This window comes from Epilithonimonas sp. UC225_85, from assembly GCF_042695135.1.
Classification (GTDB): Bacteria; Bacteroidota; Bacteroidia; order Flavobacteriales; family Weeksellaceae; genus Epilithonimonas.
Window position 1 is genome coordinate 1,465,338 of sequence record NZ_CP170547.1, and the last position, 14,937, is coordinate 1,480,274.

Sequence of the window (14,937 nt, forward strand, 5' to 3'; positions counted from 1 at the left end):
CTCAGATTTCTGAGGCGTTTTTCATTTTTAAAATATCATTTATTCCGAAATAGAAACCTTCGTTCCCTGCGTATGCGCATTCATCTGAGGTGCGTAATAATTTTGCAAAGTGGTAATGCCATTGGAGAATTTTCCGCTTGCATTGGCAACATAATCGTACTCGAACACATATTTTCCTTTCGGCATATATTCGATATAGAAGTTGGTAGAAGCATCTTTTGTAGATTGATAATAGCCCAGATTATTTTTCCATTCGTAACCGGAAATCACAGTAAGAGGTTCAAAACCGGCCGCTCTCATATCTTTCAGGTGGATGAATTCCATATTTCTGTCGGTATTAAGGATCATTCTTACCGTCACTTTATCACCAACTTTCAATGGCGAATTTTCGTTGATTTTAATTAATTCTTCGCCGTTTTCAGTTTTTACTTTTTTGTATAGTTCTTTCGTGATGGAAATATAACTTTCTGAAGATTTTATTCTATCAAGATCCTCATAATATTGCCAGAACAGACCACCCTGAACAATTCCCGGACTGTCTTTTTTAATGGAAACTGTTGCCAGATTTTTATCCAAATTATCAGATGTAATCGTTTGTTTCACATAACCAGTCGCTTGTTTTTGAGGATTCAAAGCTTTGCCGCCCCAGGTGATTTCCGCTTTATTACTTTCATTGGAAGTCCAGGATTTACCGGAATTTAAAATCGTGAAAATCACTTCCGCAGTTCCTCTGGAATTTCCCCACGAATTCACTTCTTTTTGAGTAATGAGCCAGATTTTCATTTCCTCAATGAAGGTTTCATCTGTCGGAGTCAATTTCTGAAAAGCTTCCAAAGCACCTGCCTGATTCACGGTTTTTGATGAATACCAGCCCCAATCGTTCAGATTTTGTTTCCAATAAACACCCTGCGTTTCGGTTTCTGTAGAAGTTTCTTTCAGATAAGTCATTAATTTTTTGGAAACATCCTTCAATCCATAATTGTTGAATAACAGAGCCGCTCTATGCAATCCAAAGAATGTAAAATCGGTGATTTTTGCTGTTTTCGCTTTTGCAATGATCAGCGTTTTCAGATTAGCACCTTTATTTTTCAAAGGATATTCTTTTTCCCAGTAATTTCTGGTGTCGAGATAATCGATTACGAAATTATTCCAGACATTTTCCTGTTTTGCGTCCCAATATTTATTCACTTCATTATCGACATAAGAAACAAGTTTATCAACCATTTCTTCTTGCTGTTCATTTTGATATCCAGCTACATTCCCTTTCAGCCATTCATTGATTTTGCCAAGATTTTTCAGGATATAAAGTGAAGTGTAATAAGAACTTGGATAACCGGAATACCAGCTGAATCCACCGTCCGGATTTTGCAGTTTTGCGAGTTCTGACCAATCGGTCTGGATGGAATTTCGCATCGTATTGGCATCGAATAATCTTGCCAGTTTTTGCATTTGTTCGGTTTCGTTTTTCGATTCCAAAACCCAAGGTGTTTCTTCTAATAACAATTGTTTCAGTTCCTGATTTTTCTCAAGATTAGAAGTCAGTAAACCTTTCGATTGATACTCGTCAAAAACCGTTTTCAGTTTCGGATTCGCTTTGAAAATCTCCGAAGCCAGAACATCGGCAAACCATTTGTTGAAAACCACATCCGCAGAATTATTCTGATCATCTTTCAGACTCGGAAGCGCAAACATAATTTCCCAGATCGGATTGGTCGTCAGTTCCAAAGTGTTGGAAACATTAGACAACGTTTTCGAATCTGAGTTTTTTAGATTTTCCAGAGTGAAAGTTTTCGTCTGTCCTTCTTTTACGAAAATCGGAAGCGCATCCGTCACCAGCATTCTGTTTGGTAAAACGGCGATTGCTTTTTGTTCACCATCAGAGAAATTTCCGGCTTTGGCAACGATTTTAATAATAATAGAAGAAACGTTGTTCGGAACTTTTAATTTCCAGTTTACCACAGAATTCCCATTTTCTGTCAGATTGAATGATTTCTGAATATCAGTCAAATTAAATTTTGACGATATATCTTCGTTTGTAAAAGCATCCAAGATCTGAAGCTGTGCCGTTCCGCTTAATTTTTGATTAACCAGACTTGACAGTTTTGATTGCAGATTCAGTTCATCACCTTCACGCAAGAATCTTGGGTAATTTGGTGTGATAGAAAACTCTTTCTGCGTTACGACCGATTTCTCCAAAACTGCCGCTCTCGCATCTTTAGTATGAGCAAGGAACATCATTTTCCATTGTGTCAAAGCTTCCGGAGAAGTGAATTCGAAACTGACGTTTCCATCTTTGTCTGTCAAAAGATTCGGATAGAAAAAAGCCGTTTCGTTGAGGTTTTGACGAACCGGAATGTTATCTAGATTCTTAGTTTTTTTCTGAGCAGAATAGCCAATTGCTACAACTTCTTCAATATCCTGAGTTTTAACAGTGTCAGATTTTATAGAAGCAGCGCCTCTGATAACAACTTTGTCTGCTGCTCCCGGAGTTGCCATGGCTTTAACTTGAATTCCGGGAACTCTGCCAGTTAAAACGTTATCTATATTATAAATTCCTCCATCAAACCAATTAAAAGCTGGCAAATAAACATTCTTAGTTGGCAGATAAGTATTTCGTTTGTTATAATATTCCTGCGCAAGATTTTGTGGAATGTCATAACCTATTACATAATTTGGATTAGTTAACAGCTTTTGCCAGGAGAATGTATTCACTGCAAATTTGTCAAGCGACATATCATACATATTCGCCAGAACTTCTGCATTGATTTTTTCTTTATCAGCGCCGGAAACTTTCACTGTCCATTTTTCTTTTTGTCCGGGTTGCAATTTATCACGGAAGGTAGTGGTTTCTATTTTCAGATCGTTTTTGTTATCAGCAATTTTCAGATCAATAGTTTGTGTCTGAACATCGTTGAAGGCAACCAGTTGAAACTGAACATTCAGGACAGAAATACTTTCATCGTCCGGGATCAAAGTTTCATATTCCAGAATGCCGTTTTTCAAAGACCTGGTTTCGGTTATTGTTTCGCCTTTTCCGTTTTGTACAAAGACATTCACCAAAGTATTTGGAACGGCTGAATAAACGAAAATTTTCGCTTTTTCGCCACGTTTGAACTCTTGTTTTGGCTGGACTACTTTCAAAAAAGGTTGCTGAGTATTTCTCAAGGATTTTTTGTCCCAGATATTAAAATACTGCTCTGTTTTGATAGTGTCTTTTCCTTCGATATTATAAAGCAAAAGCTTGTAAGTTCCCGGTTCCAGCTTTCCTAAATCAAGATTGGTTGTCAGTTGTTGTTTGTCAGTAGTCGGATTTTCAATTCGATTAATAATTTGTTTTTCAACTTTCCATTTTTCCTGTGTTTCATCTTTATCGAATCGGTCGTGAGGAAATTTATTGTTGAATTCAGCTTTACTCAAAACAGGCAGATCCTGGATTACATTCTGGAAATTATTCCTGAAAATCCGATTCGGTTCCTCCAATTTTGAAAGCTTGACGTTGTAAGATTTTTTTAAATTCTGTTCATTATAATTTTTCGTGGAAACGTTCACTTTTACGGTTTCATCGGTAAAATTATCACCAATATTTTCTGCCAAAATGTAATGAGAAACCGAAGCCACTTTTACATTCGTGTCCGCAGATTGAGTCTCTCCGTTGATGTCTGTCACGGAAGCATTTATTGCATAATTATCAATTTGGATTCCTTCCAGCGTTTCATCTTTTTTAAGTTCTACCTTAATGGTAAATTCGCCTTTTTCATTGGTCTGAACTGTTCCAAGAATTGAATTTTCATTATCATTTCCACGCGGATACCACCAGAAATATCGCCAGCGGATGTTCTGTTTTTTAATTTCATAATTTACATTGGAATTGGTCAATGCAACGCCGGAAAACATCATTGCTTTTCCTTTGATTTCGATGGTTTGTCCGTATTTGTATTCTTCTTTCAAAGGTTCAAAAGTCACTTCGAATTTCGGACGTTTGTATTCTTCTACACTGAAATATTTGTCACCTTCTACCGAATAAATATTGTCGTCATCGTCATTATCGACTTCGATTTGAAACTCTCCATTCAGCTGACCTTTTGGCAGAATAAAACTTCCGTTGACAGACCCAAATTCATTGGTTGTCAATTTTTGAACTGATATTTTTTCGCCGTTTGCATCATTCAATGTGATGTTTAATTTTAGTTTGTTTACCGTTTTTTCCTTTTTGATTTTAGAATCCAGAACAGTCGAAATAACTTTGAAATAAACCGTCTGTCCCGGTCTGTAAATGGCTCTGTCAAGAAAGATCTGGGCAATTCCGTCGTCGTTATATTGTTTTGGCTGATAGTAATTTTCATTCCCGTAGACATCCATCATATTAAAATTCCCCTGCGAATCCTTGATAAGATAATAGCGGTAATAGTCTTTGTTTTTATTTTCCGGGAATCTGAAACTTCCGTTAGAATCTGTCGTGACAGCTGAGTTTGTAAATTTTCCGTCGCGCACAAATTCATAAAGCTCCAGTTTCTGATTTGCTAGAGCTTTTCCGTTTTCGTTGTTTACTATTTTCAGCAAATCTGTTTTTTTATCGGCATCATTTTTTTTCTGATAGATCACTTTGGAATCAGAAACCAGAAAATAAAAACTGCTTTGGACTGCATTTTCCACAACATATTCTGCAACATAGATTCCTGATGGCAGCGATTTCAGTTCAAGGGAAGTCCTGTGGTTTTTAAAATCTCCCGGATTTTTCAGAGTAAACTGATCTTTGCGGACCAGCGTTTTCTTCAAAGTTTTGAATGGATATTTATACTTATCAAAAGCGAAATTCATAAAACCAAGAAAATCATCTTTCACTTCGTAGATATTCAGAGAAAACTGGCTTGCATTTTTCCCTTCTGCAACGATGTGGATTGGCTTGTTGCTTTGTGTTTGTTTTTCGTAATGAATAAAAAGGGCAGGACTTTCTATTTCATTTTGCTTGTTGATAATATTATTGATGAATTTCGATTTTGGATATGATTCCCTTGCTTTTTTTGCCCAGTTCAAAGCTTGTTTATTATCTCCTTTTGACTGGAGAATATCCATCATTTCCTCAATGATCAGAACTTTGTAATCGCCTTTCGTAGATTCATCACCAACCAGTTTTTCCAGTTGTGAAAATTTGTCTTTACAATTGTTGAGTTCGCAATTATAGCTGATTTTCTGATGCTGGAAGTACAGTTTTGGATTTCCTGAATTTCCTGAAATTTCCTGATCATATAACTCATTTATTTTTTTTGCATTGACTTTTAACTCGTTTGGTGTGAAAAAATTGATGTTTTTAAGGAATTCTATCTGATTATAATTTTTCCAGTCTGATAATGTCGGGGAAAACTCAAAATTTTCTGAACCTTCAAAAATCGCTTTGTATTTTTGCAATGAGATCTTCTTTAGTGAAGAACTTTCTGTTTCCAGATCAGAATAATTTTTAGCGAGAAAATTCTTGAAATCGAGTTTGCTCCAGGTTTCTATCTGTTTAAGATCCTGATTGTTAATATTGGTTTTCTGATTAATCTTCCAGGAATTGTTCTGGTAATAATCTTTGATGAATTCCAAAGTCAGAAGGCGAAATAACTGTTTTTCTTCACCTTTCAATTTCGTTTCAGTTGTCTGAAGCTTTGTAAAAAACTTGGAATTCTCATCATTCTGAGTATTATCTTGAGTCTGTTTCAAAATACTGAATTCCGCTTTCAGAGATTTTATGATTTGAATAGCGTTGTTGTCTTTCAAAGCTTGATTCTGTATTTCCAGAATAAGGGGAAGATTGGATTTGTAAGTTCCTTTTTTATAATTGTCTTCGATTTTTTTCCATTGCTGGTCGTAATAGTTTTGTGCGGAAAAATTCATAGTAGCAAATATCAATAAGAATACTAGTAAGGGTTTTAGGATTTTCATATGTGAGTTTTATTTTTTTATAATTGAATGTATCATGTTATAAAGATGCATTATTTTATGGTAAGGTTGGAAAGACAAAGATTTTTTTAAAAATTTAACCCTTTGAAGATTTTATTTATTTAGAACAATTTTTCCGTAATTTGTTAAAGATATGTCGTTTTTAAATTTAATTAAAAAATATCTTATTGACAGTCAGATTTATGTTTCATTGATGGGGACTTTTCTGGCTGGTTTTTTTATGCTGGAGCAAAAGATATTCCGTTGGCCGACTTTGTTGTTGATTTTCATTACTTATTTCAGCGGTTATCTTTACACCAAATACCAATACGACAAAAAGAAATTTTTTAAGATTCTGATTTTCAATTGTATTTGCGGAATTGTTAGCGTCATTCTCATTCTTAAAAATCATAACGAATACAGACTTTTGAAATGGGCAGTTATTGTTGTTTTAGGTTTGTTTTATAATTCGTTTTTCCTGGAAAAATTTATTAGAAAAATACCTTTGTTGAAGGTTTTTTATGTTGGATTGACCTGGGCATTGATCAATTCCTGGCTCATTCTTCCAGAATTTAATTGGTCAATTTTTTTGATTTCCTGGTTATTCATTTCGGCTTTGGTTCTGCCTTTTGACATCAGAGATATGAAAAGCGATGACGTTGTGACTTTTCCGATATTAATTGGTGTGCAGAAAACGAAATATTTTGCTTATTCTTTAGTCTGTATATCTTGTCTTTTAAGTTTGATATTTCTAAGCGTAGAATTTGCATTGTGCTTTTTCTTGACGACAGTTATCACATTTATAATGATTTATTATTCACAAAATAATAATAAGGAGTCTTACTTTTCTTTTTGGGTAGAAAGCTGTAGTGGACTTCCATTGTTATGTTTTTACATTTATTGGCTTATAAATTGATAGTTGAGATTTATTTATTAATTTTTGAAGTATTTATAATTTGATGCATAAAATTATTTTTGCAGTTTTATTTTTTTTATGTGGTGTTTCTTTTGTGTCTGCGCAGGAGAAAGAAAAGAAGGATTCTATCTATTATAAAATTGAGGAATTCTCTGACAAGAGAAAATTTACAAAATTTATTCACCGTTTTATTTTCCGTCGCGAGGCGGATTCTGCATCTGTTAAAACACGTACGGAAAAACAGGCTCAGATATCTTATGATGGAAAATATATCAGAAATATCAGGATAGAAACTATTGATCCTTTTGGATATGGTTCCAAGGACAAAAAAGAAAAATCACGGTGGTACGACTGGTTTACGAATCACCTTCACAGCAACACAAGAGTTTCCACGGTCAATAATTATTTGCTTTTCAAAAAAGGAGAAGAATACAATGCTCAAAAATTATACGAATCCGAACGTCTTTTGCGAGAAATACCTTTCGTAAACAGAGTTAACATCAGTGTTTCAGATAGTACCTCTACCAAAGATTCTATTGATGTTGTTGTAAAAGTTCTCGATTCCTGGAGTTTGAAACCAAAATTCAATTATTCAGGAAGTAAGATCGGTTTGGGCGTCAATGAGGAGAATTTTTTGGGCTTGGGACACGCCGCAAATTTCCTTTACAGAAACGACTCAAAAGAACACAAGGATTACCTCTTAGGAAGTTATACAGCTTATAATCTTTTTGGGTCTTACATCAATGCACAGGTTTTGGGTGAGAAAGATTTTGATAAAAATGAAAGAATCAATTTCAATGTAAGAAGAGATTTTTTCTCGCCGCTGACAAAATGGGCGGGTGGTTTTACTTTCGAATATTTTATGCGGAACGTAGCCCTGCCAATGGAAAATGTAGAAGAATTTCCATCTGTACAGATCAAAGTTTATAGTCAGGATCTTTGGGGTGGTTATCAGATCCCGGTTTCATCTGATCCGGATGAGAAAATATCAAGCAATATTGCCTTAATAGGACGTTTTCAAAATTATCAATATAAAGACAGCCCATATATAGACCAATTTGATTACTTCCAATCCTACAATAGTTTTTTGGCTTCGGTAGGATTTATTCAGAGGAAATTTTCTGTTGAGAAAAATATTTTTCAATACGAACTGCCGGAAGACATCTCTTATGGAAATTCTTTCAATCTGACAGGCGGATTGTTATCAAGAAGCAAGGAGGTGATGCCTTATGTAGGGATTTCCGCCGCTTACGGAGATTTTACTAAGATTGGATATTTTAATGTGAAAGCACAGTTTGGAAGGTTTTTCAATGAGGATAATCAGAATCGTGAATCCTTCCGGTTCGACGGAACTTATTTTACCAACCTTATGGATTGGAAATTTGCAAAAGTGAGACATTTCTTTGCGCCAACTCTTGCACTTGGCAATCCGCAACATAATTATTCTTACAAGGACAGGATCAATATTTCCGGAGCGGATGAATTCCCTGTTTACAATGCAGATTACATAGGAACAAAAAAGTTGATACTGAGATACCAGCTTCAGCTTTTTGTCAACAGAACCTGGAAAAACTTCCATTTCAGTCCATACCTTACAACAGCTGTGGGGTGGCTGGCAATGCCTGAAGATAAACTGCTAAAAACGAATACAAATACAAAAATCGGAATTGGTGTTTTGATTAACAATCCGTATTTGGTTTTCAACAGAATTCAGATTTCTTTTACTTATTATCCTCGTGTTCCATTTGATAACAATTCTGTTTTTGATTTTAACAGCAATAGAAATAATACATTGCCATTAAACAGTTTTGCAGCGGACATTCCGCATTTTGTGAATTTTGGGAACTAAATAATTCACTTTCTTTTGATTTTAAATTAATTCTGAAACCGTTTTTTTATCTTTACATAAATTTTGAGTAATGGAAAACTTAGATGAGTTAAAATTAAGAATAATTCAAAGATTGAACAAGATAGATGACATTGATATTTTGATGAAAATCAATGATTTTATTTTTGAATTTGAAAACTTCAAAGGGAATGAAGTTAAAGAAGGTCAGGCTATGTATGGGTCTAAAATTTATTTTTCCGAAAGCCAAAAAAGAATGTTGGCAGAAGCAGAAAATGACATCAAAGAAGGTAGATTCCACACATACGATGAAGTTAGAAAAATGACTGAAAAATGGTTGAGATAGTTTGGTCAACAAAAGCTACATCAGACCTAAAAGAAATTATTGAATTTTGGAACTCCAATAATAAATCTACTACTTATAGCAAAAAATTAATTTTACTTATCCAGAATAAATTAGAACAGATTTCTGAAAATCCACTTTCCGGGATTACTACTGATTTGGACAATATCAGGTCTATCCTCTTTGAAAATTATTATTTGCATTACAGTTTTACTTCAAACAAAATTCTTATTTTGAGGATTTGGGATGTCAGACAAAATCCTCTTAATTTTGAACTCTAAATGATCATCAACAAACTCCAACTCATCAATTTTAAAAACCATTCCGAAAGATCATTTGACTTTTCGCCGCAGATCAACTGCTTTGTCGGAAACAACGGAGTAGGGAAGACCAATATTCTGGACGCGCTTCATTATCTTTCCGTTGGCAAAAGTTTTCTTGGAAATTCTGACCTTAATAATATCAAATCTGAAGCGGATTTCTTCACAATAGAATCAGAAGTTCAGAATGACGAGAAGGAAGACATTGTCAGAATTCTTCAGCCAAAAGAATCCAAAAAAGTCATTAAAAAGAATGATAAAGCTTATGACAGATTAGCGGATCACATCGGTTATCTGCCAAGCGTGATGATCTCGCCGTATGATTCCAATTTGATCTCAGATTCCGGGGAAAGCAGAAGGAAATTTCTGGATGCGATGATCTCTCAGACAGATTCGGTTTATCTTTTTGATCTGATCCAATACCAGAAAACCATTCAGCAGAGAAATGCCTTGCTGAAATATTTTGCCAAGAACAGAACTTTTGACAAAGATTCTCTGGAGATCTATGATGACCCAATTTCCAATTTCGGAACACGGATTTTCGAGAAAAGAAAAGAATTTGTTGAGAAACTGAATCCGATTGTCCAGCATTATTATGATATTATTTCCGGAGGAAAAGAAAAGGTTTCTGTGGTTTACGAATCCCATCTGTTAGAGGATAATTTTCAGAATCTTCTTTCACAGTCGATTGACAAAGACCGCGTTCTTACATACACTTCCAAAGGAATCCATAAAGATGATCTTGTGTTTGAAATGAACGGAAATTCCATCAAGAAAATCGGTTCGCAAGGTCAGCAGAAGTCGTTTTTGGTTTCTTTGAAGTTAGCTCAGATCAATCGGATTAAAGAATTAACTGGGAAATCACCAATTCTTCTTTTGGATGATATTTTTGATAAGTTAGATGATACAAGAGTTTCTCAATTAATTGAGCTGGTCAACAAAGAAAGCTTCGGACAGATTTTTATCACAGACACGCATAAAGAACGTACAGAAAATGTGGTAAAAAGAATCCACGAAGAAAGTAGGATTTTTGAAATTTAGAATATGAAAAATTATTTTGTTTTAATCTTCATCTTATGTTCAGTTTTTATTTTTGGACAGAAGAGAAAAAACAGTTATAAGAAAAACCCTATTGCAGAATTAAATGATTATTCCAGATCTGAAAGCAATATCGATAAAAATTATAAACCCACCTCGTTCGGACTTCGAATTAAAAATTACCCTTTTAATAAAGCAACAAAGATTAAAATTGTTTCATATAATCTAGAATTTGCAAAACAAACGATAGGCAGAGTTCCGCCGCCACCGCCGAAGACAAAAGATGATTCTATAAAATTAAAGGAATTCTATAATCTTCCAAACTCTGTAGATTTTAGAGAAATTGTAGAGAGCCAATCTGAAAAGGACGCCGAGCAATCAAAGATTCTTAATCTGACTGAAATTTCCAGATTAACGCATATTCTTTTCAATACCTGTAGTAAATATTTCACTGGCCTTTCCTCGCGGTCCGGCTGTTTTTTTCCGCGTAATGCTGTACTGTTTTACGATGAGAATGATAAAATATTTGAGATCATGGAAATATGTTTTGAATGTGGCGGAATAGAAACGTACCCAAATAAATTTTTTGACTGGCAAGAAGCTTGCGAATATATTTATCCTGATTTAGAAAAATTTTTTAATGAAAATGGATTGAAAACTCAATACCAGAAAAATCAGTAAAGAAATACAAAACGTCAACATAGCCCTGATGGGAACGGCATCCTTTTTTGTCATTGCGATTGTTGAAAAGTTCAACCGATTGATTGACGTCGTTCGCAATGACAAAAAAGATATAGTGGACAGCAGGTTGGAAACGCCTTTCAGCACCCAAACCTGATGCTCCTAAAAATTATAAAAAACTGGCGTCAAATGAAAACGGCAGCAATTCTCTGATGGATTTTGTTTTGAAAATTTCGCCGTCTAATGATGCGAAATAGATTTCGATCTCGTCTTTTTGTTTGGCTTCATATTCCAGAATGGCTTGTCTGCAGGCGCCACAAGGCGGAATTGGAGCAGAAGTGAGCGCATCTTTTGGCGCACCAATCACAAATAATTTTTCAATTTTCACATTCGGATAGTTGGCAGAAGTCCAGAAAATGGTCGTTCTCTCGGCGCATAATCCTGATGGATAAGCGGCGTTTTCCTGATTGCTTCCGCTGATTATTTCACCGTTTTCCAGAAGGATAGCGCAACCGACCCAGAAATTGGAGTAGGGCGCATAGGCGTTTTCACGTACAGATTTGGCTTTATCAAATAATTTTTTCTCTATTTCCGTTAAGTCATTATAACTCGGGATGGCTTCAAAATTTATCTTTATTTCTTTTTCCATTTTTTAAAATGCAGGGAGGTAAAAATACAAGTTTTATGGTAACAAATTAACATTTCCCGAAAAAAAACATCTAACAGTTATGATAAAGCAGTTTTTATTATTAAGTTTCTTATTCTTTTTAGGATTTACAAAAGCTCAGGACAAGATTTTCTGGAACGAAAACCGAAAATTGGTCTGGTCGGATTTCCAATCTCAGACAAAGCCAAATACCTCCAGAGCTGCCGCTACAACATTTTGCGGGATTTCTTATCTACTCAACAGCCCGACAAAAAAATTCACTGACAAACAGGTGAAAATAGAATCTTTTTTTATTCCTTCAAAATCCTGGGCACATCCGGAACATAAGACTGACTTGGTGTTGATGCACGAGCAAAGCCATTTTGATATTGCCGAATTATTTGCGAGAAGATTCAGAAAGAGAATTAGTGATAAAACTTTGGATGCCAAATCTCTGCAGAAATATTATGATGAAATTTATGATGGTTACAAAGATTATCAGCAGGATTACGAACAGGTGACACAAAACGGCAGAATCCGCGAAAAACAGTTCGAATATTCTCAGAAAATAAGTAAAGAAATAGAAGAATTATCTGACTTTAAAATTTGAATTTACGGTTATCTTTCTTCTCAGAGATTTTCTTTTTGTTATCGATTCGTTTCTGAACCTGGCGTTTTGAAGGTTTGGTTTTGATGCGGCTTTTCGGAACGAACAACGATTTTTCCACCAGCTCCAGCATTTTTTCTGTTACTATTTTCTTGTTCTGAGACTGCGTCCTGCTTTCCGAAGATGTCATTTGCAGAAGGCCTTCAGAATTGATGCGGTTTTTCAGTTTATCAGAAATTCTCAGCTTTTCTTCATCGGAGAAAAAATAACTTTCCAGAACGTTCCACATAGCCGTCACAGCCGTTTCCACCTTGTTCACGTTTTGCCCGCCGGCACCGGAAGAGCGGGAAGTTTTGTAACTGATTTCTGAAGTGAAGTTTTTCATTTTTCAATTAATTTTTTCAACTCCAATCGACTTATTTTTCCGTTCGGCGTTCTTGGGATTTTCTCTACAAAAATAATCTCTTTTGGTTTGTGAAACGATTTTTTATAGTTAATGGTTGATAGTTGATGGAAGATAGCATCAGATCGCTTTCCTTCAATTATAAGAATCAATTTTTGTCCGAGTTTTTCATCATCTACTCCAAGAAAAATAGCTTCATTAGGAATGTTTTGTTTTACAATTTTTTCCAGTTCTTCGGGGAAGATCTTTGCACCGCCGGAATTGATGACGTTATCCAGTCTTCCCAGAAATCTGAATTGTTTATTACCTTTGATCTCAACCAGATCATTCGTCTGCAAAACCTCCGAATTCAGTTTTGGGGCAAAGATTCTCAGACAAGCTCTTTCGTCCAGAGAGATTTCTACGCCTTCAAAAACAGTAAACCAATCTTCCTGATTTGGAAAGATCTGTTTTAGTGCGATGTGAGAAAGTGTTTCGCTCATTCCATAAGTCTCGAATATTTTGGTTTGAGAGTTTTCTCTCTGAGTTGTCAGGCTGAGGCTCTCGAAGCCTTTATGATTATTTAATAATTCATTAATTTTCTTCTTCAAGGTTTCGGAAACTGCTGCACCGCCGATGATTATATTTTTAATGAGATAAAGTTTATCTAATGAATTCTCAACCTGCAGAGGCGTCATCGCACAGAAATCAATATCTTCGTTTAGGTTCTGAAGGGGATTTGTAGAAGGTTCAACAATTTTTAGTTTCAACTTTCTCAGGATACTTCTTACGACCATCATTTTTCCGGAAATATATTCTATCGGGAGACAAATTAAAGCTGTGTTCCCTTCTTTCAGTTCCAAAAAATTGCAGGTCATCTCGGCAGAATTCATCATTTTTGATTTTTCTATTTCAAAAACTTTGGGAATTCCTGTTGATCCTGACGTTTTTACTTTGACCGTTTTCGAGCCGGAAAACCATTCTTTTATGAAGTCTAAAACTTTGGTTTCAAATTCATTAGATGGCTTTTGGTCTGTAAGTGATACTGTGGAAAGGTCGATTAACATTAGGCTGAGTGAAAAATTATTTTTTAAAATTATGCATTTTTTTTATAAAATAGTTTGGAAGTTTGAAAAAAAGCTCTAAATTTGCACCACAATAAATGACAGACCCATGGTGTAACGGTAGCACTCTGGTTTTTGGTACCATCAGTTGGGGTTCGAATCCCTGTGGGTCTACAATTGTAAAATTACAACCAGTTGAATTTCAGCTGGTTGTTTTTTTATTAATAAATTAAAAAGGTGACCTTAAAATAATGAAACTCATCTTTTGTCTTTGATCGAAACATTTATTTATTTAGAATTATATTTTTAATAATCGAATCAAGATTACTTGGCAGATCAGCAGATTTTATCTGAAATTTTTTTATTTTCATTTCTTTAAACCAGTGTTCCCAATATTCTTTGATGACTGATTCTTCAAAAGGATTGCCTTTTTCCGGGTTGATGCCGATAACAATGACTTCAAGATTGCTGAGATTTTCATTGGCTTTTACGAAACCATATTTATTTTTCTCAATTAATTTACTAAAGTCCGAAGTTGTGAGTTTATTTGATTTTATAAGTTTTGAAGTTAAATAAGAGGTCTTATTTTCTTGTGAAAATTTGGAATCCTCGTGATACATATATCCGTCCGTTAAAATAAAAAGTACATTTCTGTGATCATCTTTTATGCAATAATCTTTTACTTTATTTCTAAAAAATTCCCAGATGTCAGAACCCACATAGTTTCCGTCTTTTATAGCCGACTGATAAATATTTAATGGTAATTCGGAATACTTCTTTTCGACGGAAGCAAAATAATCTTTATTGGTGTTTTTATCAAAAGAAACTTTAAGCTCTTTTGTAAACTCATTCATTTTCGGATCAGAAGGTTCGGGATTGAAGAAAACCTGCATTTGATCATCATAAGTGATAATTTTTTTTGATTTAATATGATCCAGAAAACCGGTTTCAATAGATTTGATATATTCCGTATCTCTTTGGAAATATTCCATCGTAAGATTTGGATTGGTTTTAGGATCTATTCTGTCTGATAAATCAATTAAAATACTGACATTGATGTTATTAGGGTCAGCAATAGCCGTGACTTTATTATTTTCAACTATTGTTTCGGGCTCTTTTGTACAACAGGAAACAAAAAGAATTATTAGTAATAAATAGAATATTTTTCTCATAAT

At 34.7% G+C, this 14,937-nt stretch carries 13 protein-coding genes and 1 tRNA gene; 9 read left to right on the plus strand and 5 right to left on the minus strand.

The window, feature by feature from the left end; translation table 11 throughout:
• Window positions 1-39 precede the first annotated feature (39 nt).
• A complete protein-coding gene (locus ACFJGY_RS06955; RefSeq protein ID WP_379969443.1) occupies window positions 40-5,874 on the minus strand; it encodes an alpha-2-macroglobulin in 5,835 nt (1,944 codons plus the stop codon).
• Window positions 5,875-6,073: 199 nt separating this feature from the next.
• Here ACFJGY_RS06955 and ACFJGY_RS06960 point away from each other — a divergent pair, with 199 nt between their 5' ends.
• The 7 genes from ACFJGY_RS06960 to ACFJGY_RS06990 all read left to right on the plus strand — a co-directional run bounded on the left by ACFJGY_RS06960 (window position 6,074) and on the right by ACFJGY_RS06990 (window position 11,220).
• Complete coding sequence (locus ACFJGY_RS06960; protein WP_379969445.1) at window positions 6,074-6,835, plus strand: hypothetical protein; 762 nt, start codon at window positions 6,074-6,076, stop codon at window positions 6,833-6,835.
• A 43-nt stretch (window positions 6,836-6,878) separates the two neighbouring features.
• Window positions 6,879-8,684: a hypothetical protein gene (locus tag ACFJGY_RS06965; RefSeq protein WP_379969447.1), complete on the plus strand. Its 1,806-nt coding sequence runs from the start codon at window positions 6,879-6,881 to the stop codon at window positions 8,682-8,684.
• A gap of 70 nt (window positions 8,685-8,754) precedes the next feature.
• Window positions 8,755-9,027 (plus strand): hypothetical protein, encoded by a 273-nt coding sequence (locus ACFJGY_RS06970; protein ID WP_379969449.1) that lies wholly within the window; start codon window positions 8,755-8,757, stop codon window positions 9,025-9,027.
• A complete protein-coding gene (locus tag ACFJGY_RS06975; protein WP_379969451.1) occupies window positions 9,015-9,305 on the plus strand; it encodes a type II toxin-antitoxin system RelE/ParE family toxin in 291 nt (96 codons plus the stop codon). The genes ACFJGY_RS06970 and ACFJGY_RS06975 overlap by 13 nt, the downstream gene beginning before the upstream one ends.
• A complete protein-coding gene (recF, locus tag ACFJGY_RS06980) occupies window positions 9,306-10,385 on the plus strand; it encodes a DNA replication/repair protein RecF (RefSeq protein WP_379969453.1) in 1,080 nt (359 codons plus the stop codon).
• A 3-nt stretch (window positions 10,386-10,388) separates the two neighbouring features.
• Window positions 10,389-11,063 (plus strand): hypothetical protein, encoded by a 675-nt coding sequence (locus ACFJGY_RS06985; protein WP_379969455.1) that lies wholly within the window; start codon window positions 10,389-10,391, stop codon window positions 11,061-11,063.
• 28 nt (window positions 11,064-11,091) lie between these two features.
• Window positions 11,092-11,220 carry a hypothetical protein gene (locus tag ACFJGY_RS06990; protein WP_379969457.1) on the plus strand — a complete coding sequence of 43 codons (129 nt, stop codon included), beginning with the start codon at window positions 11,092-11,094 and terminating at the stop codon, window positions 11,218-11,220.
• A gap of 12 nt (window positions 11,221-11,232) precedes the next feature.
• Here the strand turns inward: ACFJGY_RS06990 and cdd are convergent, their stop codons facing one another.
• Window positions 11,233-11,712, minus strand: a complete 480-nt coding sequence (gene cdd / locus ACFJGY_RS06995) for a cytidine deaminase (protein WP_379969459.1) — start codon at window positions 11,710-11,712, stop codon at window positions 11,233-11,235.
• A gap of 79 nt (window positions 11,713-11,791) precedes the next feature.
• Between cdd and ACFJGY_RS07000 the strand changes: the two genes are divergently transcribed.
• Window positions 11,792-12,319 (plus strand): hypothetical protein, encoded by a 528-nt coding sequence (locus tag ACFJGY_RS07000; protein WP_379969461.1) that lies wholly within the window; start codon window positions 11,792-11,794, stop codon window positions 12,317-12,319.
• On the opposite strand, the gene arfB is transcribed toward ACFJGY_RS07000, so the two are convergent.
• Window positions 12,309-12,701 (minus strand): alternative ribosome rescue aminoacyl-tRNA hydrolase ArfB, encoded by a 393-nt coding sequence (gene arfB / locus ACFJGY_RS07005; protein ID WP_379969463.1) that lies wholly within the window; start codon window positions 12,699-12,701, stop codon window positions 12,309-12,311. The two genes, ACFJGY_RS07000 and arfB, sit on opposite strands and share 11 nt — an antisense overlap.
• The gene (locus ACFJGY_RS07010; protein ID WP_379969465.1) at window positions 12,698-13,765 is read right to left on the minus strand and encodes a long-chain fatty acid--CoA ligase; all 1,068 of its coding nucleotides are present in this window, start codon (window positions 13,763-13,765) and stop codon (window positions 12,698-12,700) included. The genes arfB and ACFJGY_RS07010 overlap by 4 nt, the downstream gene beginning before the upstream one ends.
• A 100-nt stretch (window positions 13,766-13,865) precedes the next feature.
• On the opposite strand from ACFJGY_RS07010, the gene ACFJGY_RS07015 reads away from it, so the two are divergent.
• A tRNA-Gln gene (locus ACFJGY_RS07015) sits at window positions 13,866-13,936 on the plus strand.
• A gap of 110 nt (window positions 13,937-14,046) precedes the next feature.
• Here the strand turns inward: ACFJGY_RS07015 and ACFJGY_RS07020 are convergent.
• The gene (locus ACFJGY_RS07020; protein ID WP_379969467.1) at window positions 14,047-14,934 is read right to left on the minus strand and encodes a hypothetical protein; all 888 of its coding nucleotides are present in this window, start codon (window positions 14,932-14,934) and stop codon (window positions 14,047-14,049) included.
• Between the last annotated feature and the right edge of the window lie 3 nt (window positions 14,935-14,937).